Here is a 23,447-nt window from a genome sequence, read left to right as displayed (position 1 = left end):
TCGGATAACCATCGTGACCGATCTCACCCGCCTGACGCTGACCGAGGCCCGCGACGGCCTGAAGACCAAGAGTTTCTCCGCCACCGAGCTGACGAAGGCCCATATCGCCGCCGTCGAGAAGGGGCGGGCGCTCAACGCGTATGTGCTCGAAACCCCCGACCATGCGCTAAAGCAGGCCGCCGCCTCCGATGAGAAGCTGGCCAAGGGCGAGGCCCGCCCGCTCGAGGGCCTGCCGCTCGGCATCAAGGATCTCTTCGCCACGGAAGGCGTGCGCACCACCGCATGCTCGAAGATCCTCGGCAATTTCGTGCCGCCCTATGAATCGACCGTCTCCAGCCAGCTCTGGCGCGACGGCGCGGTGATGCTCGGCAAGCTCAACAATGACGAGTTCGCCATGGGCTCGTCGAACGAGACCAGCGCCTTCGGCAACGTCGTCAATCCGTGGCGTCGGAAGGGCTCCAACGTGTCGGCCGGGCAGGGCGGCGGCGTAGAGGGCAATCATCTCGTGCCGGGCGGCTCCTCCGGCGGCTCGGCCTCGGCTGTCGCCGCCGGTCTCTGCCTCGCCGCGACCGCGACGGATACCGGCGGCTCGATCCGCCAGCCCGCTGCCTTCACGGGCACGGTGGGCATCAAGCCGACCTATGGCCGCTGCTCGCGCTGGGGCATCGTTGCCTTCGCCTCGTCGCTCGATCAGGCCGGGCCGATCGGCAAGACGGTGCGCGACTGCGCCGCGATGCTGCGCTCCATGGCCGGGCATGACCCGAAGGACACCACATCGGTCGATGCGCCGGTGCCGGATTACGAGCAGGCCGTCGGCCGCTCGGTGAAGGGCATGAAGATCGGCATTCCGAAGGAATATCGTCTGGAGGGGCTGAACCCCGAGATCGACGCGCTCTGGCAGAAGGGCATCGACTGGCTGAAGGCCGCCGGCGCCGAGATCGTCGAGATCTCGCTGCCGCATACCAAATACGCCCTGCCGGCCTATTACATCGTCGCGCCCGCTGAGGCGTCTTCGAACCTCGCCCGCTATGATGGCGTCCGCTACGGCCTGCGCGAGCAGGGCAAGGACATCGTCGAGATGTACGAGAAGACCCGCGCCGCCGGTTTCGGCGCCGAGGTCAAGCGCCGCATCATGATCGGCACCTATGTGCTCTCGGCCGGCTACTACGACGCCTATTATCTGCGCGCCCAGAAGGTCCGCACGCTGATCAAGCGCGATTTCGAAACGGTCTACGCCGCCGGCATCGACGCGGTGCTGACGCCTGCGACGCCGTCCGCGGCCTTCGGCATCGGCGAGAAGGGCTCGGCCGATCCGGTCGAGATGTATCTCAACGACGTCTTCACCGTGACGGTGAACATGGCGGGCCTGCCCGGCATTGCCGTTCCGGCCGGTCTGGATGCCCAGGGCCTGCCGCTCGGCCTCCAGCTCATCGGCCGCCCCTTCGACGAGGAGACGCTGTTCTCGCTCGGCGAGGTCATCGAGCAGGCCGCCGGCCGCTTCCCCGTGACGGAGAAGTGGTGGGGCTAAGCCACATCGCAGCGAGATACAAAAAAGGGCCGCGCAAGCGGCCCTTTTCATTTGAGAGGAGCGGCGCGGGATCAGTGCGCCGTATGGGTCGCCTGGGCCGCCAGCGCCTTGCGGCGGTTCCCGCGCAGATCGGCCAGCCAGCGCACCATCACGTAGAACACCGGCGTGAAGATCAGGCCGAAGATGGTCACGCCCAGCATGCCCGAGAACACCGCGATGCCCATCGCCTGGCGCATCTCGGCGCCGGCGCCGACCGAGACGGTCAACGGCAGCACGCCGAGGATGAAGGCCATCGACGTCATCAGGATCGGCCGCAGGCGGGTGCGGGCGGCGGCAATGGCCGCGTCGCGCCGGTTCATGCCCTCGTCCTCCGCCTGCTTGGCGAACTCCACGATCAGGATCGCGTTCTTGGCGGCGAGGCCGACGAGCACCACCAGGCCGATATCGACCAGGATGTTGCGGTCGAGCCCCGCATAGTTCACGCCGAACATCGCGGCCAGGATACACATCGGCACGATCAGGATGACCGCCAGCGGCAGGAGCCAGCTCTCATAGAGTGCTGCCAGCAGCAGGAAGACGAAGACCACGGCCAGGCCGAAGGCGATCGTCGCCGTGTTGCCCGCGAGCTTCTCCTGCAGCGCGATCTCGGTCCATTCGAAGCCGAAGCCGGCCGGCAGGCGCTGCTCGGCGATCTGCTCGATCGCCGCGATGCCCTGGCCCGTTGAATAGCCGCGCGCCATCGAGAGCTGTACCTCGGCCGCCGGGTAGAGATTGTAGCGCGGCACGCGATAGGCACCGGTGGTGTTCTCGAAGGACGCGACCGAGCCGATAGGCACCATCTCGCCGTCCGCGTTGCGGGTCTTGAGGTTGGCGACATCGCGTGTGGTCAGGCGGAACGGGTTGTCCGCCTGCGCGGTGACGCGGTAGGTGCGGCCGAGCAGGTTGAAGTCGTTCACATAGGCGGAGCCCATATAGATCGACAGCGTCTCGAAGATGCGCGTGACCGGCACGCCGAGCATCTCAGCCTTGGTGCGGTCGATGTCGGCATAGATCTGCGGCGTCTTGGTCGAGAACAGCGTGAAGGGCTGCTGGATGCCCGGAACCTGCCCGGCGGAGCCGGCAACGATCCAGGCCGCACCTTCGAGCGCCGCAAGCCCGCGCCCGCCGCGATCCTGCACATAGCCCTTCAGGCCGCCGCCGGTGCCGATGCCGGGCACGGCCGGCGGCGGGATGGCGAGCGTGAAGGCTTCCGTCACCCCGAACATCTGTTGGCGCAGGTCGTTCAGGATGCCGTCGGTCGTCAGGCCCTGCTTCTCGCGCTCGGCGAAAGGCGCGAGCGTGACGAAGGCGACGCCGGCGTTGGGCGCGATGGTGAAGGTCGCGCCGTCCAGGCCGGCGAAGGCGACGGTATGCGCCACGCCCGGCCGCGACAGCAAGATGTCGTTCGCCTTGCGCAGCGCCTCGTCGGTGCGCGCAAGCGTCGCTCCGGCCGGGAGCTGCATGGCGATGATGAAGTAACCGCGGTCGAGCTGGGGCACGAGGCCGGTCGGCGTATTGTTGATCCGCTGGGCCGTAAGAGCGATCAGCCCGGCGTAGACGATGAGCAGGATCACCGCGAGCCTGATCAGCCGCGAGGTCACCCTGCCATAGGTGTTCGAGAGCCAGTCGAAGCCGGCGTTGAAGTAATGGAAGAACCAGCGCAGCGGTGCGCCGAGAGAATGGATGATGCCGCGCGGCTGCGGGGCGTCATGAGCCCGGTGCGGCTTCAGCAGGATCGCCGACATGGCCGGCGACAGTGTCAGCGATACGAAGCAGGAGATCGCTGTCGAGGCCGCGATGGTGACGGCGAACTGCTGGTAGAAGGTGCCCTGCAGGCCACTGATGAAGGCGGTCGGAATGAACACCGCGCAGAGCACGAGCGCGATGGCGAGCAGCGCGCCGCCGACTTCGTCCATCGTCTTGTGGGCGGCTTCCTTGGGCGTCATGCCCTGCGCCAGATAGCGTTCCACGTTCTCGACGACGACGATCGCGTCGTCGACGACGATGCCGATTGCCAGCACCAGCGCCAGCAGCGAGATCGTGTTGAACGAGATGCCGACGGCACTCATGATCAGGAAGGTGCCGACCAGCGAGACCGGGATCGCGACGATCGGGATGATCGCGGCCCGCCAGGTCTGCAGGAACAGGATCACCACGATCACGACGAGGACCACCGCCTCGAGCAGCGTGCTGACCACCGCCTTGACCGATTCGCCGATGAACTCGGTCGGATTGTAGATGATGCGGTGCTCGAGCCCCGGCGGGAAATCCTTCGCCATCGTGTTCATGCGCGAGAGGATCGCGTCCGAGGTCGAGAGCGCGTTCGAGCCCGGCCTCTGGAAGACACCGATGGCGACGGTGGTCTTGTTATCGAGATAGGCGTTGGTCGTGTAGTCCTGAGAGCCGAGCTCGACGCGCGCGATGTCGCGCACCCGGATGGTGCCGCCATCGGCGTCGGCGCGCACCACGATGTTTTCGAACTCCGAGACCTCGGTCAGGCGGCCAAGCGTGTTGACCGCAAGCTGGAAGGCCTCGTTCGACTTGGCCGGCGGCTGGTTCAGTGCACCGGCGGCCACCTGGACGTTCGCGGCGCGCAACGCGGTGATGACGTCCGTCGCCGTCAGGTTGCGCGATGCGACCTTGGCCGGATCGAGCCAGATGCGCATCGAGAAGTCGCGGGCGCCGAAGACCTGCACGTCGCCGACGCCGTCGATGCGGGTCAGTACGTCCTTCACATAGAGCGAGGCGTAGTTGGAGATGTACTGCGCGTCGCGGGACCCGTCCGGCGAGATCATGTTGATGACCATCAGGAAGTCGGGCGAGGCCTTGCGCACCTGGATGCCGAGCGCGCGCACGTCTTGCGGCAGGCGCGGCTCAGCCTGCGAAACGCGGTTCTGCACCAGCACCTGCGCCTGGTCGATGTCGACGCCGGCCTTGAACACGACGTTGATCGTCACCACGCCGTCGCCGGTCGATTGCGAGGTGATGTAGAGCATGTCGTCGACGCCGTTGACCTCCTGCTCGATCGGCGTCGCGACCGTGGCCGCGACGGTTTCGGCCGAGGCGCCCGGATAGGTGGCGCGGATCGACACCGTCGGCGGCGCGATCTCGGGATATTCGGCGATCGGCAGCGAACGCTGGGCGATAGCGCCGGCGATTGTCAGCAGCACCGAGAGCACGGTGGCGAAGATCGGCCGGTCGATGAAGAAATGGGCGAAGCGGAACATGGAAGATGTCCTGTCCGGAAAAGGCGGGCAGGCGCCCCGATGGGCGCCCCTGATGTGGTATCGCGTCCAAGGCGCCGGCCCGCGGGGGAGCCGGCGCCGGAGCCGCTAGTTGGTCGTCGCGACCTTGATCTCGCCCGGCTGCGGCGTGACCGCGACGCCGGGGCGCACCATCGGATTGGCTGTGCCGCCGATGATGACCTTGTCCTGGACGGTCAGGCCCGAGCGGATGACGCGCAGCCCTTCGCTGATAGGACCGAGCTCGACCCGCTTCGGCACCACCTTGTTCTCCGGGCCGACAGTCATGACGACCTTGTTGGCCTGGTCCGAGGAGATGACCGTGTCGGGCACCAGGAGCGCGTCGCCTTCGCCGGCAAAGAAGCGCAGGCGGCCGAAGACGCCCGGCGTCAGGAACTGGTCCTTGTTCTCGAAGACGGCGCGGCCGCGGATCGTGGCCGAGCGGGCGTTGACCGCGTTGTCCACGAAGTTGACCTTGCCGCGGCGGCCCCATTTCGTCTCGTCGGAGAGGCGCACCTCAACCGGCGTGCCAGCTTCGCCGCCGCTGTTCTCGCGCAGGCTCGCCAGACGGGAATAGCGCAGGAAGTCGGCCTCCGAGACGTCGAAGGTGAAGTAGATCGGATCGACCGCGACGATGGTGGTGAGCAGCGTCGCGCCGGACTGGCCGCCGGCGATCAGGTTGCCGGGATCGACGCGGCGGTTCGAGATGCGACCGGCCAGCGGCGCGCGCACCTCGGTCCATTCGAGGTTGAGCTCGGCGTTCTTGAGATTGGCCTCCGCGCCCTGCTGCGAGCCGACGGCGCTGTTGAGGTTGGCGCGGCGCTGGTCGACGTCGCGCGCGGTGATGGTGCGGTTCTGGGTCAGGCCCTCGGCGCGGTCGACCTCGTTCTGCGCCAGTTCGACCTGGGCCTTGGCACGGGCGACCTCGGCGCGCGCCACGTCGACAGCCAGCCTGTAGGGGCGCTGGTCGATGGTGAAGAGCAGGTCGCCCTTCTGCACCAGCTTGCCGTCCGCGAAATGCACGCTGTCGATGAAGCCGGAGACGCGGGCGCGCACCTCGACCTGGTCGCTCGCCTCGAAGCGGCCGGTATACTCGTCCCAGTGGGTGATCCGCTTGGCGAGCGGGCTCGCGACCTGAACCGGAGGAGCCGGCGGGGCGCCCTGGGCCGACGCATCGGAGGCCGGAAGGCCAGTCGATGCGAAAACGGCGGCGAGCACCAGGCCGATGGAACGGCTGCGTGACATGAGGGAACTCCGAATGGGTAGGCTGGCGTCAACCATGACGGTTTCGCGGCCTTGGGCGCAATTGAAACAGAGAGTGACGAATGTCAATATCCATCACCCGTCAAAAACCACGATCTTGTGCCGCATAGGCCACAATTGCGTCATCAGGTTGCAGGAGCGCAACGAAAGGCGCCGTCACAGCGACTTTCCGGCCTGCGTCCCCATGCGAGGGGCGAGCAGCGCCCTTGCCGCGCTCGCGCCCCTTGCCGCCTGCCCGCCGACATCGTAACGCGTAGGCTACGAATTTCAGCCGGAAGACCGCAGATGAACGCGCATGCCCGCCCCGCCGATCCGAAGAAGCTGATCAAGGGCGCGACCGGAGACTGGGAAGTGGTGATCGGCATGGAAATCCATGCCCAGGTCACCTCCAACGCCAAGCTGTTCTCCGGGGCCTCGACCGGCTTCGGCGCCGAGCCGAACGAGCATGTCAGCCTCGTCGATGCCGCGATGCCCGGCATGCTGCCGGTCATCAACGCCGAATGCGTCCGCCAGGCGGTGCGCACAGGTCTCGGCCTCAACGCGCAGATCAACAATCGTTCGGTCTTCGACCGCAAGAACTATTTCTATCCCGATCTGCCGCAGGGTTACCAGATCAGTCAGTACAAGAGCCCGATCGTGGGCGAGGGCGAGATCGTGGTCGATTTGTCGCCGACCGAGCAGATCACCGTCGGCATCGAGCGCCTCCATCTGGAGCAGGATGCCGGCAAGTCGATCCACGACCAGCATCCGACCATGAGCTTCGTCGACCTGAACCGCTCGGGCGTCGCGCTGATGGAGATCGTCTCGAAGCCGGACCTGCGCTCGGCCGACGAGGCGAAAGCCTATGTCTCGAAGCTGCGCACCATCCTGCGCTATCTCGGGACCTGCGACGGCGACATGGAGAAGGGCAATCTGCGCGCGGACGTGAACGTCTCGGTGCGCAAGCCGGGTGATGCGCTCGGCACCCGCTGCGAGATCAAGAACGTCAACTCGATCCGCTTCATCGGCCAGGCCGTCGATGTCGAGGCGCGCCGCCAGATCGGCATCATCGAGGATGGCGGCACGATCGATCAGGAGACGCGTCTCTACGACCCGGGCAAGGGTGAGACGCGCTCGATGCGCTCCAAGGAAGAGGCGCATGACTATCGCTACTTCCCCGATCCCGACTTGCTGCCGCTCGAATTCGACGAGGCTTTCGTCGATTCGCTGAAGGGCGCGCTGCCGGAACTGCCGGACGCCAAGAAGGCCCGCTTCATCGCCGAATACGGGCTGTCGCCCTATGACGCCTCGGTGCTGGTCGCCGAGCGGGATCAGGCCGATTATTTCGAACTCGTCGCCAAGGGGCGTGACGGCAAGGCCGCTGCGAACTGGGTGATCAACGAGCTGTTCGGCCGCCTCAACAAGGAAGGCCAGGACGTTACGGCATCGCCGGTCTCGGCCGCGCAGCTGGGCGGGCTCGTCGACCTGATCGGCGAGGGCGTCATCTCTGGCAAGATCGCGAAGGACCTCTTCGAGATCATCTGGACCGAAGGCGGCGATCCGCGCGAGATCGTCGAGGCCCGCGGCATGAAGCAGGTCACCGACACCGGCGCCATCGAGAAGGCGGTCGACGAAATCATCGCGGCGAACCCCGACAAGGTCGAGCAGGTCAAGGCCAAGCCGACCATGCTCGGCTGGTTCGTCGGCCAGGCGATGAAGGCCTCGGGCGGCAAGGCCAACCCGCAGGCGCTCAACGAGATCCTGAAGAAGAAGCTCGGCATCGAGTGAGCATGTGACACCGGCCAATCTCGTCATCCGCGACGCCGAAGCCGCCGATATCCCGGCGGCGAGGGCGCTTCTGGTCGAGACCTGGCACCATACCTATGACGGGATCTATGGCTGGCAGCGCGTCGCCGAGATCGCCAATGCCTGGCATTCGCCTGAGAACCTGCACAGCCAGCTCGGCCGCGACGAGGGCGTCTTCCTCGTTGCGCTGATCGGCGAGGAGATCGTCGCCACGGCCTCGGCCCGGCCGGAGCGCGACGGCGCTGCCCTGCTGACGCGGCTTTACGTCCTCCCGGCCTGGCAGGGCGCCGGCATCGGACGCACGCTGCTGCAGGTGGCGCTGGCCTGCTTCCCGAAGGCGCCGGTGGCCCGGCTCGAGGTCGAGAGCCAGAACGAGGCGGCCATCGCCTTCTACGAGCGCATGGGCTTCTTCCTGCAGCGCCAGGCCCGTTTCGACGGGCGCGACGACACACCCAATACGCTGCTGATGGCGAAGCGCCTCTTCGTCGAGTGAGCGAGCCGAAAGCCTGAGACGATGTCCCGAGAACCCGTCGCACCCGTAGAGATCGCGATCCGCAGCGCCCGGCCCGAGGACGCCGCCCGCATTGCTGAACTCATCATGCTCGGTGCTGCGACGCAGACCATGACGCTGGAAGAGGTTGCGGCCGAGGCCCGGCATCCGGCTTATGCGGAGGCCTTCGCCGAGGTCGAGGCGAGCCCGGCCAATGCGCTCTTCGTCGCCGAGCGGGCAGGCGAGGTGGTCGGCACCTTCCAGGTCACGCTGATCCCAGGCCTCGCCGCGCGCGGGCGCAAGCGTGCCAAGATCGAGAGCGTGCATGTCGCGCCGGAATGTCGCGGTCTCGGCATCGGCGCTCTGATGATCGAGCACGCGCTCGCCTTCGCCAGCAAAAACGCCGTCGGGCTCGTCGAGCTCACCTCGAACAAGAGCCGCGAGGACGCTCACCGCTTCTACCGCAGGCTCGGCTTCGACCAGAGTCACGAAGGCTTCAAGAAGGCGCTCGACGACTGAGGGGTTCCACGCAGCGGCGGCATGGCGCGGCCGCGCCTGAGGCAGGCCGCAGCCCTTCCGGCCGTCATCCAAGGGCCTTAAGTCTGTGACGAACCGCCAATCCGCGAGGAGAACGCCGATGTCCCAGGTCCCCGCCAAGCCGATCGACCTCTATTACTGGCCGACGCCGAACGGCTTCAAGATCACCATCATGCTCGAGGAATGCGGGCTGCCTTACACCGTCATCCCGGTGAACATCGGCAAGGGCGACCAGTTCAAGCCGGACTTCCTCGCCATCTCACCCAACAACCGCATGCCGGCGATCGTCGATCATGAAGGGCCGGACGGCAAGCCGATCTCGATCTTCGAATCCGGTGCGATCCTGCAGTATCTTGGACGCAAGACCGGCAAGTTCTATCCGCAGGATGAGCGCGGCCGCGTCGCCGTCGACGAATGGCTGTTCTGGCAGATGGGCGGCTTCGGCCCGATGCTCGGCCAGACGCATCACTTCCGTCTCTATGCGCCAGAGAAGATTCCCTACGCCATCGACCGCTATACCAACGAGGCCAACCGCCTCTATGGCGTGCTGAACAAGCGCCTCGAAGGCCGGGACTATATCTGCGGTGACTATTCTATCGCCGACATGGCCTGTATCGGCTGGGCCCGCGGCTGGGAGCGGCAGGGCCAGGACATCAAGCAGTTTCCCAATGTCGGTCGCTGGATCGAGACCATGATGGCGCGCCCCGCCGTGCTGCGTGGTGTCAAAATCGGCGAGGAACTGCGCAACCCCGCCGGCATCAGCACGCCGGAGGAAAAGGCGATCCTCTTCGGCCAAAGGGCAAGGTGAGGCGCTGACGGAACTCCATCGTCATGCTCGCCCTTGTGGCGAGCATCCACGTCTAGGGCTCCTCATGCGATCGGTCAGGCGAAGACGTAAGTGGTCGGGACAAGCCCGACCGTGACGGCCCACTGCGGCTAATCAGTTGCTTCGCGACCACTTCACCGAGCGGCAGATCAGCCCGCCCAGGATGCAGCCGGCAGTGGTCAGCGTCTCGCCCGAGAGCGTCATCGTGCCGGAATAGGTCTTGCCATCCTCCGGATTGAAGGCGCTGCCGCTCCACTTGCCGCCGCCATTCGGCTTCATGTCGTAGAAGATGCGCTGGCCGAGCTTGGCAGGGCCGTTCGCATCCTTGAGCCAGGCGATCGTCCCGCACAGCGCTTCGCCGCATTTGGCGAAGCGCACGCGCGAGGCGCCGGTCTCGCGCTCCCAGACCCCGGCTACCTCCTGTGCGCTCGCCGTCGCGATGCCGGCCAGCAAGGCCAGCGCGGCGCAGCCGGATCTGTTCCAGAAATGCATCCGATCCTCCCTCTTTCGGCCAGCTATGCTGCATGGTTCATATCTGAACCATATCGCCGTGCTTGCGCCTTTCCAAGTTGCCGCAGGGACAAGCGGTTGAGACCCTTCCGCGACGTAAGGTGAATCCAGTGTCAATCGAAGATCTCGGTAACCCTGTTCAGGTCACTGAAATGACTATCGATTTCGCGATTCTGAGATGAACGACCCGTTACCTTAATCATCTAATCAGGTCTCGTTGAGACTCGATTCATCGCGAATTTTAGCATCGCTTTCAGTGGCGGCCGCCCAGTCTCACCCCATCAGGCCGGCCTTGAATGGTGGCCCCACAGGACAGAAACAGGGGATTTCGACATGGCGCGTATGGAGATGAGTGCGGTTCCGGCTTCTCTGGTCATTCCGGCGGAAGCTTCCGCCGAGGCCTATTACGAGCTCGGCCTGATGCATGCCTCGGGACGCGCAGGGACGGTCGATCTGGTTGCCGCGCAGAAGTGGTTCAATGTCGCTCAGGCTCGTGGTTGTGTCCGTGCAGCGGCGCATCGGCAGGAGCTGGCGCTGGAGATGAGCCGCGACGAGATCGCCGAGGCGCTGCGCGAGGCCCGCGCCTTCCTGACGCGGCACTGACGAAGTTCATATTTCGCATCTGCTTTTCCCGAGAACCGGATTCCACGTTTCGGGCTGATGCTCGGGCCGACGAGCCTTGTGAGGCGGGGAGGGGGTCGCTATAAGCGCGCCACCTTTCCTGACAGAACACCTCCAAGGATCATTCGATGGCTGTCCAGCGCACCTTCTCCATCCTCAAGCCCGACGCGACGAAGCGCAACCTCACGGGTGCGGTCAACGCGGTCATCGAGAAGGCTGGCCTGCGCATCGTCGCGCAGAAGCGCATCCAGATGACGAAGGCCCAGGCCGAGACCTTCTACGCCGTCCATTCGGCGCGGCCCTTCTTTGGCGAACTCGTCGAGTTCATGACCTCCGGCCCCGTCGTCGTGCAGGTCCTCGAGGGCGAGGACGCCATCGCCAAGTATCGTGAGGTCATGGGCGCCACCAACCCGGCCAACGCCGCCGAGGGCACCGTCCGCAAGCTCTTCGCCCTCTCGGTCGGCGAGAACACGGTGCACGGCTCGGACGCTCCGGAGACGGCGGCGGTCGAGATCGCCCAGTTCTTCGCCGGCAACGAGATCGTCGGCTGATCCCAGCCGCCAGCTCGATTCAAAAGAAAAGGCGGGCCGGTTTCCGGCCCGCCTTTTCTTTTTTGCCTGCTCTCGCTACGGCCGGAGAAGGCCCGGCCACAGTGTTGCAGTCGTTCAGAGCCCGCCCAGCGAGTAGTTGGACCCGGTATCAAAGGAGTAGCTCGCCGAGAGGCCGACCGTGATCGAGTCGCGCGAGCCGTACGGCCTGACGATCGGGGAACGCGTGGCATCGCCGACGAGGCGCTTGTACTCGACATAGGCCGTGGTCTTCAGGTTGTCCGACCAGTGATAGGTCGCCTGTGCCAGTGCTCCGAGCGTGTGAACGCCGGTGTTGAAGCGCTGCAGCACGCCGCCCGTGCCAGGCATTGCGCCATAGGTGCCGAAATAGGTTCGCACATAATCGGCCGAGGTCACCCGCATGCGCGGGCCGACGCCGAGCGTCCAGGCGCCGATATTGGTGAAGGCATCGAGCTTCAGGTCTGCCACGACGCCGTCATGGGCGGCGATGCCGCGGCGCAGGTCGACGCGGCCCCGCAGCCAGGATGTCGGGTAGAACTCGACGAAGGCGCCGGCCTCGGCCCCGAACTTGGTTTCCGGCACGACGACGAGCGCCTGGTTGACCTTGGCGTTGCGCTTCCAGAGCAGATCGCCCGAGAAACCGATGCGCCAGCCCTGGCCGGAGAAGACGCCGATGCTCAGCATCGCGTCGTCCTCGGCGCTCCACCATGTGCTCTTCAGGCCCCTGCCCAGCGAGATGATCGGCCGTGCGCGGAAGACGTAGTCATCCGAGCCAGTGTAATCCGGTTGATAGCGCACGCCGGCGCCGAGCGTCAGATACCAGTTCTGAGCCGATTGGGGCGAGGTGAGCGTCGAATAATCGCTCGATTGCGCTTCGGCGCGACCCGTCAGCGAGAATGAGAGGCAGATCGCCAAGGCCGTCAGATAGGCAACGCAACGCATAGTCCAGAACTCCGGCGCAAAGGCGCCCGCAACGAAACGGATGCCTGCAGTCTGAGGGCGGGGGATTAATGTCGAGTTAGCGTTGATGATGCGTTGCACCAGCGCGATTCGCAATTGTCACAGGGAAGGCACGACGCTCGAAAACCGGTGCCGGTCACGGTCTCGGCACTTGACGTTGGGATGGCACTGGCTTCATGCGGAAAACAGCGTCGGGCGAGCATTTTCGCGCGCGCGGCTGTTTTCGAAGGGCAGGCGGAAATCATGGCGATGCGGCGCATGTGTGCGGTCATTCTGGCCGGTGGATTGTCGATGATGGCGAGCGTCTCGGCCTATGCCGCAAGCAGCTCGACCGCTCTCCCGCCGCCGGACCCCACCGCAAAGAATCTCTCACCCTATCGGATTCAGCTGCGCGCTTTCGATGCCTGCCTGATCACGCAGTCGCGCCTGCTGAACACCACCCAGGAGGCCGTCCACTCGCCGTGCTCCTGCTACGCCAAGGGCACGGTCAGCGCCATGACCAAGGACGAGATCCAGGCCTTCCGCGACACGGGCTACTTCAACGACTCCGCGCGTGAGAAGGGCTTGGGCTTCATCGACCAGTGCAAGCTGAAGCGGCCGTTCTGAGCTGAGCAGCCGTCATTCTCGGGCGAAGCGCAGACCCCAGGATCTCAGGACAAGAAGGCACCGGTTTTCGAGATGCTCGGGTCAAGCCCGAGCATGACGGTGCGCTGGTTTCACGTCCTCTCCATCTTAGCCTTGCTCCTGACACGCTCCTGACAGAACCTGTCACCGCGCCCGTTCATTCTGGCCGTAGGTCGGAAGGCGGGTGAGGAGACGACGCCATGCAGCGCGCCGAACGGTTGCTCGATATGATTCAGAGCCTGCGTCGCCGCAGGCGCCCCGTCACGGCAGAGACGTTGGCCTCCGAGCTCGATGTCTCCGTTCGCACAGTTTACCGCGACATCGGCGCGCTAGTGCGCCAGGGCGTGCCCGTGCGCGGAGAGGCCGGCATTGGCTATGTTCTCGACGCCGGTTTCGACCTGCCGCCGTTGATGCTCTCTCCTGACGAGATCGAGGCCGTCCTGGTTGGGATGCGCTGGCTGAGCGACCGCGCCGATCCGACACTCGCCCGCGCGGCCGAGGATGTGGTCAGCAAGATCGCCGCCGTGCTGCCGGCGCATCTTAGGCCGGTGCTGCTCGACGGCGCCCTCTTTGCGGCCTCCTACCCGGGCGATCTGCCGGTGGACCGCGTCGACATTGCCGCCGTGCGCGCGGCCATCCGCAATGGCCGCAAACTGTCGATCGAATACAGCGACGAGAGCGGGCAGGCGACGCAGCGCATGATCTGGCCGATCGGCATGACCTTCTACGAGCGCGTGCGCGTCGTCATCGCCTGGTGCGAGCTGAGGCAGGCCTTCCGCCATTTTCGCACCGACCGCATCACCGGCCTCAACGCGCTGGAGGAGCGCTATCCCGCCCGCCGCGCAGATCTCTTCCGCCGCTGGCAGAAGGAGGAGCAGCAGGCCCGTGAGGAATGGGACCGCTGCAAGCGCGAGGGTGGCGGGGATGTGTCCGCGGACAATCGCCCGGACGAGGCTCAGCTTCGGATGACGGCGCCGTCCACGAGCCTGGCGCGGCCGGAGGCCACCTCGGCCAGCGCGGCCGGATAGAGCTTGTGCTCCTCGACGAGGACGCGCGCCGCCAGCCTGTCCTCGTCGTCGCCCGGCAGCACCGGCACCTTCGCCTGCAGGATCACCGGGCCGGCATCGAGTTCCGGGACGACGAAATGAGCCGAGCAGCCATGCTCTGTGACACCGGCCTCCAGCGCCTGTCGGTGCGTATGCGTGCCCTTGAACAGCGGCAGCAGCGACGGATGGATGTTGATCATCCGCCCTTCCCAGCGCTTCACGAACCAGGGTGTGAGGATGCGCATGAAGCCCGCGAGAACGACCAGATCGATCTGGTTGACCCGCAGAACTTCATCCACCGCCCGCTCGAATGCCTCGCGATCCTTACCGAAGGCGCGGTGATCGACCGTTGCCGCAGCGATGCCGAAGTTCCGCGCCCGTTCGAGCCCGGCGACATCGGGAATATTGGAAACGACCAGCGAAAGCTCGGCCGGATAATCCGCCGCTCTCGCAGCTTCCGCGAGCGAGACCATGTTGGAGCCGCGGCCGGAGATCAGCACTCCGACGCGCTTGCGCGGGCCCGTCATGCTCACAGCGAGAGCTTGCCGCGATAGCTGACGGGCTCTTCGTCTTTCGCAGCCGGCACGATTTCGCCGAGCTTGACCGGAGCCTCGCCGACAGCCTTCAGCGCGGCCAGTACGTCGTCGGCCTTGGCTGCATCCGCGGCGACGATCATGCCGATGCCGCAGTTGAAGGTGCGCAGCATCTCCCGCTCGGCGACGCCGCCGACCTTTGCAAGCCAGCCGAAGACAGGCGGCACGGGGATCGCCGGCAGGTCCAGAGCCACGCCGAGCCCCTCGGGCAGCACACGCGGGATGTTGTCGGGGAAGCCGCCGCCGGTGATATGCGCCAGCGCCTTGATGCCGTCCGTGGCCTTCAGCGCCTGCAGAAGCGGCTTCACATAGATCCGGGTCGGCTCCAGCAGCGCCTCGGCGAGGCTCTTGGCTGTAGCGAACGGGGCTGGTGCGTCCCAGCCGAGCCCGCTCAGGGCCACAATGCGGCGCACCAGCGAATAGCCGTTGGAATGAACACCGGAGGAGGGCAGGCCAAACACCACGTCGCCCGGCTTCAGGTCCTCTCGCGGCAACAGCGTGCCGCGTTCGGCCGCGCCGACCGCAAAGCCAGCCAGATCATAATCCTTCTCGGCATACATGCCGGGCATCTCGGCCGTCTCGCCGCCGATCAGCGCGCAGCCGGCCTGCCGGCAGCCATCGGCGATGCCGCGCACGATCTCGACGCCGACCTTCGGATCGAGCTTGCCGGTGGCGTAATAGTCGAGGAAGAGCAGGGGCTCGGCGCCCTGGACGATGAGGTCGTTGACGCACATCGCCACCAGATCGATGCCGATGGTGGAATGCAGCCCGCTCTCGATCGCGATCTTCACCTTGGTGCCGACGCCGTCATTGGCGGCGACGAGGATCGGGTCCTTGAAGCCGGCCGCCTTGAGGTCGAAAAGCCCGCCGAAGCCGCCGATCTCGGCATCCGCCCCGGGCCTGCGCGTCGCGCGCACCAGTGGCTTGATCTCGTCGACCATGGCGTTGCCGGCGTCGATGTCGACACCCGCCTGCGCATAGGTCAGTCCGTTTGCGCCGGGCTTGCTCATAGGGTTCTGGCCTTCCTTGATGTTCCGGGCGAGCGATAGGCAAGCGCGCCGCGGCTGGCAAGGCGTATCGCCGTTTTCGCTCTTGCCGATCCACCGGCGCCGACCTTAGCGTCGTCTTATGTCGCGATCCGCCAGGCATTGTGAATGACGATCCCCAACCTGATCACGGTCGGCCGGCTCTTCCTGGTGCCGCTGGTGATCGTCATGATCGTCAATGAGCGCTGGGACGCGGCCTTCATCATCTTCGTCGCGGCCGGCGTCTCGGATGCCGTCGACGGCTATCTCGCCCGCAACTGCGGCATGGCGAGCGAACTCGGCGCCTATCTCGATCCGATCGCCGACAAGGCGCTGATCGTCTCGATCTACATCACGCTTGCGCTCGTCGGGGCGGTGCCAGTCTGGCTGGTGATCCTCGTCGTTGCGCGGGACCTGATGATTGTTGCGGCGGTGCTTCTGTCCTGGCTGCTGGCCCGGCCCGTCACGATTGCGCCTTTTCTGGTCAGCAAGCTGAACACCGCGGCGCAGATCGCTTTCGCGGCGCTGGCGCTGGGCTCGCGCGCCTTCGGCGTCGATCCGGGCTTGAGTCTGGCGGTCGGGGAGGTCGTCGTCGCGCTGTTGACGCTCGCCTCGATGACGGCCTATCTCGCCTTCTGGCTGCGGCATATGGCGGGCTGAAAGAGGCTGATCGATGACCCTGCAACGCCAGATCGGCTTTTGGCTCGGCTCCCTTCTCGTCTTCGTGCTGATGCTCGTGCTGCTGCGGGATGTGCTGCTGCCCTTCATCGCGGCGCTTGCTCTGGCCTATCTGCTCGATCCGCTCGCCGACCGGCTGGAACGCATCGGCATGAACCGGCTGACGGCGACGATCGTCATCCTCATTATTTTCCTGTTCCTCTTCGTACTGGCGCTGGTGCTGCTGATGCCACTGCTCGGCCAGCAGCTTGCTGGCCTGGTCGCGCGGCTGCCCGAAGATGCGGCGAAGCTGCAGTCGCTCGTGCTCGAAAGGGGCGCCCCCTGGCTCGAGCGCTTCGGCGGCGGCGAGCTCGCCAAGCAGGCGCAGAGCTCGCTCGGCGACCTCGTGGGCCAGGCGACGAAATGGGTCGGCGGCCTGCTTCAGTCGCTCTGGACTGGCGGAACGGCGATCGTCGGCGTGTTCTCGCTGCTGGTGCTGACGCCGGTCATCGCCTTCTATCTCCTGGTCGACTGGGACCGGATGATTGCGACGGTCGATAGCTGGCTGCCGCGCGACCACCGCGAAACCATCCGCGGCCTTGCCCGCGAGATGGACGTGGCAATCGCCGGTTTCCTGCGCGGGCAGGCGCTGGTCTGCCTGCTGCTCGGCACCTTCTATGCGATCGGTCTGAGCATGATCGGCGTCAATTTCGGCGCGCTGATCGGCATCATTTCTGGTTTCCTCTCCTTCATTCCCTATGTCGGCTCGCTGACCGGCCTGGTGCTCTCGGTCGGCGTCGCCACCGTGCAATTCTGGCCGGACTGGACCTGGCCCCTGGCGACGCTCGGCGTCTTCTTCGCCGGGCAGTTCCTGGAGGGGAACATCTTCCAGCCGAAGTTCGTCGGCGACTCGATCGGCGTGCACCCGGTCTGGCTGATGTTCGCGCTGCTCGCCTTCGGCTCGCTCTTCGGCTTCGTCGGGCTCCTGCTGGCGGTGCCGCTCGCGGCCGTCATCGGTGTGCTCAGCCGCTTCATGCTCAGGCAGTATCTGGCCAGCCGCCTCTACCACGGCAACGCCCCGGCGCCGGTGGCTGAGAGCAAGGCGAAGACCAGGTCGCGCCGCGGCTCCGATGCCTGATCGGCCCGTGCCAGAGATTCCGCAACGCCCGCGCCAGCTCGCATTCGATCTGCCGGTCGACAGCCGCCACGGCGTCGAGGACTTCCTCGTCGGCGCCTCGAACGAGGCGGCCTACGGGCTTATCGAGCGCTGGCCCGCATGGCCGGAAGCCTGGCTGCGGCTGACCGGGCCGGAAGGCGCGGGCAAGACGCATCTCGCCGCCATCTGGGCTCGCACCGCCCATGCCTGGACGCTCTCCGCCTCCGAGTTGAACGAGGACAAGGTGCCGCATCTGGTATCGGGCGGCGCGCTCGTGATCGAGGATTGCGATGCCGGCCCCCTCGACGAACCGGCGTTGTTCCACCTGATGAACGCGATCAAGGCCCGCGGCGGCTCTCTCCTGCTGACGGCGCGCCGGCCGCCTGATCTCTGGGGCCTGGCCGTGCCGGACCTCCTTTCGCGGTTGAGGCTCGCCCCCGCCGCGACGATCGAGCCGCCCGACGACGCGCTGCTGCGCGCCGTTCTCGTCAAGCTCTTCATCGACCGGCAGCTCGTGGTCGACACCGCAGTGATCGATGCGCTCGCGCTCCGGATGGAGCGCTCCTTCGCCGCCGCCCGGCAGGTGGTGGACAGGCTCGACCGTGTCGCGCTCGAGCGCGGCCGCCGTGTCACCCGCCCGCTGGTGCAGGAGGTGCTGGCCGAGCTCTTCCCCGAGGAGCCGGGCTGAACACCGCGCCTCGCGCTGCGTTGAATATGTCTATCGTCATCGAACCGTCACGCTAGAGTGTCTTCAACAGATGAGCATGAGCAACGCGACCAGCGGGACACGGAAGAAGCGCATGAACCTCCACTCCGCGGCGGATGCCCGGGACGCGGCTTCCGACGATTCCGGCCTGCCGGCGCTGCGCCAGATGCCCGAGCGCTTCGTCAACCGCGAGCTGTCCTGGCTGCAGTTCAACCGCCGGGTCATGGAGGAGGCCTCGAACCGCAACCACCCGCTGCTGGAGCAGCTGCGCTTCCTCTCAATCTCGGCGAACAACCTCGACGAGTTCTTCATGGTCCGCGTCTCTGGCCTGCGCGAGCAGGTCAAGGCCGGTGTGATCACGCCGAGCCAGGATGGTCTGACGCCCGCCGAGCAGCTCGTCGCCATCGGCAAGGCGGTCGCGGCCCTCACCGGCGACCAGCAAGCGCGCTGGGCGGAACTACGCCACGACCTGCATGAGAACCGCATCCACCTGCTCCAGCCCGGCGATATCGGCCCGCAGGACCGCGTCTGGCTGGAGGACTATTTCCTCAACTACGTCTTCCCGGTGCTGACCCCGCTTGCGATCGACCCGGCGCATCCATTCCCCTTCATCCCGAATCTCGGCTTCACCGTCGCGCTGGCGCTTGAGCGCAAGAGCGACGGACGCCAGCTCGACGCGCTGATCCGCGTGCCGGCCAAGATGGACCGCTTCATCGAGCTGCCGGACCTCGCCCGCGAGGGGCTGCACCGCTGCATCACGCTGGAGGATGCGGTCTCGCTGTTCATCAGCAAGCTCTTCCCTGGCTATGAGGTGAAGGGCACCGGCTCCTTCCGTGTCATCCGCGACTCCGATCTCGACATCGAGGAGGAGGCCGAGGACCTGGTCCGTGTCTTCGAGACCATGCTGAAGCAGCGCCGGCTCGGCGTTGTGATCCGCCTCGAAGTCTCGACCGGCATGCCGGATCATCTGCGGCGGATGATCGTGCGCGAGCTCAAGGTCGACCTCCTCGACGAGGTGGTCGAGGTCGATGGCATGATCGGGTTGAACGAACTCTCGCAACTCGTCGGCGTTGACCGGCCTGACCTGAAGTTCAAGCCTTACAACGCCCGTTTCCCGGAGCGCATCCGCGAGCATGGCGGTGACTGCTTCGCCGCGATCCGCCAGAAGGACCTGCTCGTCCACCACCCCTATGAGAGCTTCGACGTCGTCGTGCAGTTCCTGCAGCAGGCGGCGCGTGATCCCAATGTCGTCGCGATCAAGCAGACGCTCTACCGCACCTCTGCCAACTCGCCGATCGTCAAGGCGCTGACCGAGGCGGCCGAGGCCGGCAAGTCCGTGACGGCGCTGGTCGAGCTCAAGGCCCGCTTCGACGAGGAAGCGAATATCCGCTGGGCCAAGGAGATGGAGCGGGCCGGCGTCCAGGTCGTCTACGGCTTCATAGAGCTCAAGACCCACGCCAAGCTGTCGCTCGTCGTCCGCCGCGAGGCCGGCCAGCTCGTCACCTACTGCCATATCGCGACCGGCAACTATCACCCGATCACGGCGCGGATCTACACCGACGTTTCCTTCTTCACGGCCGATCCGGCGATCGCGCAGGACGTGGCGCGCATCTTCAACTTCATCACGGGCTATGCCGAGCCTGCCGGGCTCGAGCGCATGGCCGTCTCGCCGACGAACCTGAAGCAGCGCCTGCTCGACCACATCGCCGAGGAGGTCGCCCATGCCAGGGCCGGCCGCAAGGGCGCGATCTGGGGCAAGTGCAACTCGCTCGTCGACCCCGAGATCATCGACGCGCTCTATGACGCCAGCCAGTCCGGCGTCGAGATCGACTTCGTGGTGCGCGGCATCTGCTGCCTCAGGCCCGGCGTGCCCGGCCTGTCGGAGAATATCCGCGTCAAGTCGATCATCGGCCGCTTCCTGGAGCATACCCGCATCTACGCCTTCGGCGCCGGCCACGGCCTGCCGTCAGCCAAGGCCAAGGTCTACATTTCCTCGGCCGATCTGATGCCGCGCAACCTCGACCGCCGCGTCGAGGCGCTGACGCCGATCCTGAATCCGACTGTGCATCAGCAGCTCCTCGATCAGATCATGCTGGCCAATCTCCTCGACAACGAGCAGAGCTGGACGATATTGCCCGATGGCGGCTCACGCCGCATTGTCCCCGCGCCGAACGAAGAGCCGTTCAACGCGCATAAGTACTTCATGACGAACCCGAGTCTGTCCGGACGTGGAAAATCGCTCTCCAACTCTAGTCCCCGTTCCCTCTCGCGTCGCGGAGGGCGGAAAGCCTGAGCTGAGGCACGCGCCGGGGCGCCTGGCGCTTTCCGATACGATTGCGATCGTCGATATCGGCTCGAACTCCGTCCGCCTCGTCGTCTACGAGATGCTGGCGCGGGCGCCCTCGCAGGTCTTCAACGAGAAGGAGATGGCCGGCCTCGGCCGTCAGGTCGCCTCGACCGGCCGCCTCGCGGAAGACGCCATCGAGAAGGCGATCGCCGCTCTGGTGCGCTTCCGCATTCTCTGTGAGGCGATGCATGTCGGCGAGCTGCGCGTCATCGCCACCGCTGCTGCGCGATATGCCGAGAATGGGACGGCTTTCATCGCCCGTGCCGAGGAGGCGATCGGCCAGCCGATCGAGCTGATCTCCGGCGGGCGCGAGGCGGTGCTCTCCGGGCTCGGCGTCATTTCCGGCTTCGACAATCCCGACGGGGTCGTGGGCGACCTTGGCGGCGGCAGCCTGGAGTTGATCTCGGTCAGGAACGGCGCGGTCGAGGAGGGCTCCAGCGTGCCGCTCGGGGGCCTGGCCCTGCTCGACCGAGCCAAGGGCTCGCTCAAGACGGCCGAGAAAATCGTCAGGGACGAACTCGACAAGCTGCCGCAGGTCGCTGCAATGCGCGGCCGCGATTTCTACGCCGTCGGTGGGACCTGGCGCGCGCTCGCGACGCTGCACCAGCGCCGAACCGACTACCCGCTCAACGTGATGCACGGCTACACCGTGCCTTCCAGGGACGTCGCCGATTTCGTCAAGCTGGTCGAGCGGGCGGACGCCTCGGTTGTCGATGCGATCGACGCCGTGTCCTCGGCGCGCCGGCCATTACTGGCCTATGGCGCGCTCGTGCTCGACGAGCTGATCAAACGCGGCAGGCCGCGCGGCGTCATCATCTCGGCGCAGGGCGTGCGCGAGGGACTGCTGCACGAGCAGCTTTCATCGGAAGAGCAGGGCGCCGACCCGCTGCTGCAGGCGGCACGCGACTACAACCTGCTGCGCGCCCGCGACCCGCGCCACGCCGCCGACCTGATCGGATGGACACGCGGCATCCTCGAAACCGCCGGACTTTCGCAGGACGAGCCTTCCGGCCGACTGATCGAGGCGGTCTGCCTGCTCTCCGACATCGGCTGGCGCGCTCATCCGGATTACCGTGGCGAGCAGAGCATGAACGTGATCGCCCATGCCTACTTCACGGGCATCGACCATGTCGGACGGGCCTTCCTGGCGCTGGCCATCTTCCTGCGCTATGCGGGGCTGAAGGCCAGTTCCCCGGCTGCTGCCGGCCTGAAGACGCTCCTTACGCCCGCGCTCTTCGCTCGCGCGACGCTGATCGCGGCGATCTTCCGTGTCGCCTACCTGCTCTCGGCCGGCATGGCGGGCATCTTGCCACGCATCCCGGCGGCCTGCGTCGACAACCGTCTTCGGCTGCGTTTCCCGGACGATCTTGCACCTCTGGCCAGCGACCGCGTTGAGGGCCGGCTCAAGCAGCTCGCCAAGCTGCTCGACAAGGAATTCGAGATCGGGCGGGTTTGATGGCTATAGCCGCGCCGTCGTTCCGGGGCACGAGGGCCTGAGCCCGGAACCCATGAACACAGCGCAATGAAAAAAGGGGCTGCAGCGATGCGGCCCCTTCTTCGTTAGCCTCGGAATGAGGGCGTGGTTCCGTGCCGGCTTCGCTGACCGTTTCAGCTTGCCGCGCGCAGCCGGGCGAAGCCGGCATCCAGATCGGCCTTGAGGTCGTCGAGAGCCTCCAGCCCGATATGGATGCGCACTGTCGGGCCCTCGTAGCCCGGAGTCGTCGCCGTGCGGTAGGGGCGGCAGTCGAAAGGCAGCACCAGGCTCTCATAGCCGCCCCAGGACGCGCCCATCCCGAACAGGGTGAGATTGTCCAGCATCGCCGCAACGGCCTTCATCGAAACCGGCTTCAGCTCGATCGCGAAGAGCGAGGAGGCGCCGGTGAAGTCGCGCTTCCAGATCGCATGGCCCGGATCTTCCGGCAGGGCGGGATGCATCACTCTGGCGACTTCGGGACGGGCCTGGAGCCATTTCGCCATCTCGATGCCGGCTGGCATCTGCTCCTTCAGGCGGATCGCCATGGTGCGCATGCCGCGCAGCGTCAGGAAGGCGTCCTCGGGCGCGACGAAGATGCCAAGCGTCTCCCAGCACTTGCGCAGCGTCCGGTAGAGCTCCGGCGTGCGGCCCGAGACGGTGCCGATCAGCACGTCGGAATGGCCCGCATAGTATTTCGTCCCGGCCTGCACCGAGATGTCGACGCCGAGCTTGTGGCTGTCGAAATAGAGCGGCGAGGCCCAGGTGTTGTCCATCATCGTCAGGATCCCCCGCTCCCTGGCGGCGGCGGCGATCGCCGGGATGTCCTGCATCTCGAAGGTCTGCGAACCCGGCGCTTCGGTCCAGATGGCCTTGGTATTGGGCTTGAATAGAGCGGCGATGCCCTCACAAATGAGCGGGTCGTAATAGGTGACCTCGATGCCCAGGCGCGGCAGCATGGAATCGCAGAAGTTGCGCGTCGGGCGATAGACGCTGTCCGTCACCAGAACGTGATCCCCCGCCGAGAGGAAGGCGAGGAAAGGCAGGGTGCAGGCCAGCAACCCCGTCGGCGTCACCACGACGCCGGCGCCGCCCTCGATGGTGTTGGCCGCAGCCTCCAGCGCGTCGAGCGTCGGATTGCCGTTGGTCCCGTAAGTGTAGCGCGCCTTGCGTACGAGGAAGTCCTCCGTGGTCTGATAGATGACCGTGGAGCCTCGTACGATGGGCGGATTGACAAAGCCGTAGCTGTCTGTGGGGTCGCGGCCGGCGAGAACGAGACGCGTGCGCTCGTCGAGGCGAGCGAATTCAGGCGAAGACAGCTTTTTCATCGAACGGCACGTCTGAGGAAGGGGAGAAATGCGGTCAGGCTTGACCAGCCCCTACAAAGTCGCATGTGATGTATGCGGTGGACAAGGGGCGCCGGGGGTGGATGGCGGTTGCTTGACGCTCATG

At 66.0% G+C, this 23,447-nt stretch carries 20 protein-coding genes and 1 pseudogene; 14 read left to right on the top strand and 7 right to left on the bottom strand.

Annotated elements, in window-relative coordinates; all coding sequences use genetic code 11:
- Window positions 1–13 precede the first annotated feature (13 nt).
- Window positions 14–1,528: an Asp-tRNA(Asn)/Glu-tRNA(Gln) amidotransferase subunit GatA gene (gene gatA / locus BoBH3_RS12565; protein WP_262331119.1), complete on the top strand. Its 1,515-nt coding sequence runs from the start codon at window positions 14–16 to the stop codon at window positions 1,526–1,528.
- A 71-nt stretch (window positions 1,529–1,599) separates the two neighbouring features.
- Here gatA and BoBH3_RS12560 read toward each other — a convergent pair whose 3' ends face one another.
- Window positions 1,600–4,794, bottom strand: coding sequence for an efflux RND transporter permease subunit (locus BoBH3_RS12560; RefSeq protein ID WP_262331118.1), 3,195 nt, complete (start codon window positions 4,792–4,794; stop codon window positions 1,600–1,602).
- A 105-nt stretch (window positions 4,795–4,899) separates the two neighbouring features.
- Entirely contained in the window at window positions 4,900–6,054 is a 1,155-nt protein-coding gene (locus tag BoBH3_RS12555; protein ID WP_262331117.1) for an efflux RND transporter periplasmic adaptor subunit, read from the bottom strand.
- Between the two features lie 303 nt (window positions 6,055–6,357).
- Between BoBH3_RS12555 and gatB the strand changes: the two genes are divergently transcribed.
- From gatB to BoBH3_RS12535, 4 genes are all read left to right on the top strand, one after another.
- On the top strand, window positions 6,358–7,839 hold the full coding sequence (gatB, locus tag BoBH3_RS12550; RefSeq protein ID WP_262331116.1) for an Asp-tRNA(Asn)/Glu-tRNA(Gln) amidotransferase subunit GatB: 1,482 nt from the start codon (window positions 6,358–6,360) through the stop codon (window positions 7,837–7,839).
- A 4-nt stretch (window positions 7,840–7,843) separates the two neighbouring features.
- A complete protein-coding gene (locus BoBH3_RS12545; protein WP_262331115.1) occupies window positions 7,844–8,350 on the top strand; it encodes a GNAT family N-acetyltransferase in 507 nt (168 codons plus the stop codon).
- 21 nt (window positions 8,351–8,371) lie between these two features.
- Complete coding sequence (locus BoBH3_RS12540; RefSeq protein WP_262331114.1) at window positions 8,372–8,866, top strand: GNAT family N-acetyltransferase; 495 nt, start codon at window positions 8,372–8,374, stop codon at window positions 8,864–8,866.
- Window positions 8,867–8,984: 118 nt separating this feature from the next.
- Window positions 8,985–9,692 carry a glutathione S-transferase N-terminal domain-containing protein gene (locus BoBH3_RS12535; protein WP_262331113.1) on the top strand — a complete coding sequence of 236 codons (708 nt, stop codon included), beginning with the start codon at window positions 8,985–8,987 and terminating at the stop codon, window positions 9,690–9,692.
- 132 nt (window positions 9,693–9,824) lie between these two features.
- On the opposite strand, the gene BoBH3_RS12530 is transcribed toward BoBH3_RS12535, so the two are convergent.
- Window positions 9,825–10,202, bottom strand: coding sequence for a DUF2147 domain-containing protein (locus BoBH3_RS12530; protein ID WP_262331112.1), 378 nt, complete (start codon window positions 10,200–10,202; stop codon window positions 9,825–9,827).
- A 351-nt stretch (window positions 10,203–10,553) separates the two neighbouring features.
- Here BoBH3_RS12530 and BoBH3_RS12525 point away from each other — a divergent pair, with 351 nt between their 5' ends.
- Together BoBH3_RS12525 and ndk are read left to right on the top strand one after the other, a co-directional pair.
- On the top strand, window positions 10,554–10,823 hold the full coding sequence (locus BoBH3_RS12525; protein WP_262331111.1) for a sel1 repeat family protein: 270 nt from the start codon (window positions 10,554–10,556) through the stop codon (window positions 10,821–10,823).
- 146 nt (window positions 10,824–10,969) lie between these two features.
- Window positions 10,970–11,392 carry a nucleoside-diphosphate kinase gene (gene ndk / locus BoBH3_RS12520; RefSeq protein ID WP_262331110.1) on the top strand — a complete coding sequence of 141 codons (423 nt, stop codon included), beginning with the start codon at window positions 10,970–10,972 and terminating at the stop codon, window positions 11,390–11,392.
- A 114-nt stretch (window positions 11,393–11,506) separates the two neighbouring features.
- Here ndk and BoBH3_RS12515 read toward each other — a convergent pair whose 3' ends face one another.
- Window positions 11,507–12,352, bottom strand: a complete 846-nt coding sequence (locus tag BoBH3_RS12515; RefSeq protein ID WP_262331109.1) for a MipA/OmpV family protein — start codon at window positions 12,350–12,352, stop codon at window positions 11,507–11,509.
- Window positions 12,353–12,445: 93 nt separating this feature from the next.
- Between BoBH3_RS12515 and BoBH3_RS12510 the strand changes: the two genes are divergently transcribed.
- Complete coding sequence (locus tag BoBH3_RS12510; protein WP_262331108.1) at window positions 12,446–12,976, top strand: hypothetical protein; 531 nt, start codon at window positions 12,446–12,448, stop codon at window positions 12,974–12,976.
- A gap of 218 nt (window positions 12,977–13,194) precedes the next feature.
- Window positions 13,195–13,863: pseudogene (locus tag BoBH3_RS12505) on the top strand (helix-turn-helix transcriptional regulator); the annotation flags it as partial.
- 86 nt (window positions 13,864–13,949) lie between these two features.
- Here BoBH3_RS12505 and purN read toward each other — a convergent pair.
- Together purN and purM are read right to left on the bottom strand one after the other, a co-directional pair.
- Window positions 13,950–14,567, bottom strand: a complete 618-nt coding sequence (gene purN / locus BoBH3_RS12500; protein WP_262331107.1) for a phosphoribosylglycinamide formyltransferase — start codon at window positions 14,565–14,567, stop codon at window positions 13,950–13,952.
- A gap of 2 nt (window positions 14,568–14,569) precedes the next feature.
- The gene (purM, locus tag BoBH3_RS12495) at window positions 14,570–15,643 is read right to left on the bottom strand and encodes a phosphoribosylformylglycinamidine cyclo-ligase (RefSeq protein ID WP_262331106.1); all 1,074 of its coding nucleotides are present in this window, start codon (window positions 15,641–15,643) and stop codon (window positions 14,570–14,572) included.
- Window positions 15,644–15,787: 144 nt separating this feature from the next.
- On the opposite strand from purM, the gene BoBH3_RS12490 reads away from it, so the two are divergent.
- The 5 genes from BoBH3_RS12490 to ppx all read left to right on the top strand — a co-directional run bounded on the left by BoBH3_RS12490 (window position 15,788) and on the right by ppx (window position 21,980).
- Window positions 15,788–16,318, top strand: coding sequence for a CDP-alcohol phosphatidyltransferase family protein (locus tag BoBH3_RS12490; protein WP_262331105.1), 531 nt, complete (start codon window positions 15,788–15,790; stop codon window positions 16,316–16,318).
- 13 nt (window positions 16,319–16,331) lie between these two features.
- Entirely contained in the window at window positions 16,332–17,453 is a 1,122-nt protein-coding gene (locus tag BoBH3_RS12485; protein ID WP_262331104.1) for an AI-2E family transporter, read from the top strand.
- On the top strand, window positions 17,446–18,159 hold the full coding sequence (locus BoBH3_RS12480; RefSeq protein ID WP_262331103.1) for an HdaA/DnaA family protein: 714 nt from the start codon (window positions 17,446–17,448) through the stop codon (window positions 18,157–18,159). The genes BoBH3_RS12485 and BoBH3_RS12480 overlap by 8 nt, the downstream gene beginning before the upstream one ends.
- A gap of 112 nt (window positions 18,160–18,271) precedes the next feature.
- Window positions 18,272–20,470, top strand: coding sequence for an RNA degradosome polyphosphate kinase (locus tag BoBH3_RS12475; protein ID WP_262331102.1), 2,199 nt, complete (start codon window positions 18,272–18,274; stop codon window positions 20,468–20,470).
- Complete coding sequence (ppx, locus tag BoBH3_RS12470) at window positions 20,406–21,980, top strand: exopolyphosphatase (protein ID WP_262331101.1); 1,575 nt, start codon at window positions 20,406–20,408, stop codon at window positions 21,978–21,980. The genes BoBH3_RS12475 and ppx overlap by 65 nt, the downstream gene beginning before the upstream one ends.
- A 152-nt stretch (window positions 21,981–22,132) precedes the next feature.
- Here the strand turns inward: ppx and metC are convergent, their stop codons facing one another.
- Window positions 22,133–23,323: a cystathionine beta-lyase gene (gene metC / locus BoBH3_RS12465; RefSeq protein ID WP_262331100.1), complete on the bottom strand. Its 1,191-nt coding sequence runs from the start codon at window positions 23,321–23,323 to the stop codon at window positions 22,133–22,135.
- Window positions 23,324–23,447 lie beyond the last annotated feature (124 nt).

This window comes from Allobosea sp. BH3 (assembly GCF_025499465.1).
Taxonomy (GTDB): Bacteria; Pseudomonadota; Alphaproteobacteria; order Rhizobiales; family Beijerinckiaceae; genus Allobosea.
The sequence above is the reverse complement of the archived record's forward strand: the minus strand, read 5'-3'. Positions and strand labels throughout refer to the sequence as shown.

Excerpts from the sequence above, each read along its gene's own strand:
- BoBH3_RS12560 (WP_262331118.1), bottom strand. The coding sequence starts at position 4,794 with ATGTTCCGCTTCGCCCATTTCTTCATCGACCGGCCGATCTTCGCCACC.
- BoBH3_RS12555 (WP_262331117.1), bottom strand. The coding sequence starts at position 6,054 with ATGTCACGCAGCCGTTCCATCGGCCTGGTGCTCGCCGCCGTTTTCGCA.
- gatB (WP_262331116.1), top strand. The coding sequence starts at position 6,358 with ATGAACGCGCATGCCCGCCCCGCCGATCCGAAGAAGCTGATCAAGGGC.
- BoBH3_RS12540 (WP_262331114.1), top strand. The coding sequence starts at position 8,372 with ATGTCCCGAGAACCCGTCGCACCCGTAGAGATCGCGATCCGCAGCGCC.
- BoBH3_RS12535 (WP_262331113.1), top strand. The coding sequence starts at position 8,985 with ATGTCCCAGGTCCCCGCCAAGCCGATCGACCTCTATTACTGGCCGACG.
- BoBH3_RS12530 (WP_262331112.1), bottom strand. The coding sequence starts at position 10,202 with ATGCATTTCTGGAACAGATCCGGCTGCGCCGCGCTGGCCTTGCTGGCC.
- BoBH3_RS12525 (WP_262331111.1), top strand. The coding sequence starts at position 10,554 with ATGGCGCGTATGGAGATGAGTGCGGTTCCGGCTTCTCTGGTCATTCCG.
- ndk (WP_262331110.1), top strand. The coding sequence starts at position 10,970 with ATGGCTGTCCAGCGCACCTTCTCCATCCTCAAGCCCGACGCGACGAAG.
- BoBH3_RS12515 (WP_262331109.1), bottom strand. The coding sequence starts at position 12,352 with ATGCGTTGCGTTGCCTATCTGACGGCCTTGGCGATCTGCCTCTCATTC.
- purN (WP_262331107.1), bottom strand. The coding sequence starts at position 14,567 with ATGACGGGCCCGCGCAAGCGCGTCGGAGTGCTGATCTCCGGCCGCGGC.
- purM (WP_262331106.1), bottom strand. The coding sequence starts at position 15,643 with ATGAGCAAGCCCGGCGCAAACGGACTGACCTATGCGCAGGCGGGTGTC.
- BoBH3_RS12490 (WP_262331105.1), top strand. The coding sequence starts at position 15,788 with ATGACGATCCCCAACCTGATCACGGTCGGCCGGCTCTTCCTGGTGCCG.
- BoBH3_RS12485 (WP_262331104.1), top strand. The coding sequence starts at position 16,332 with ATGACCCTGCAACGCCAGATCGGCTTTTGGCTCGGCTCCCTTCTCGTC.
- BoBH3_RS12480 (WP_262331103.1), top strand. The coding sequence starts at position 17,446 with ATGCCTGATCGGCCCGTGCCAGAGATTCCGCAACGCCCGCGCCAGCTC.
- BoBH3_RS12475 (WP_262331102.1), top strand. The coding sequence starts at position 18,272 with ATGAACCTCCACTCCGCGGCGGATGCCCGGGACGCGGCTTCCGACGAT.
- metC (WP_262331100.1), bottom strand. The coding sequence starts at position 23,323 with ATGAAAAAGCTGTCTTCGCCTGAATTCGCTCGCCTCGACGAGCGCACG.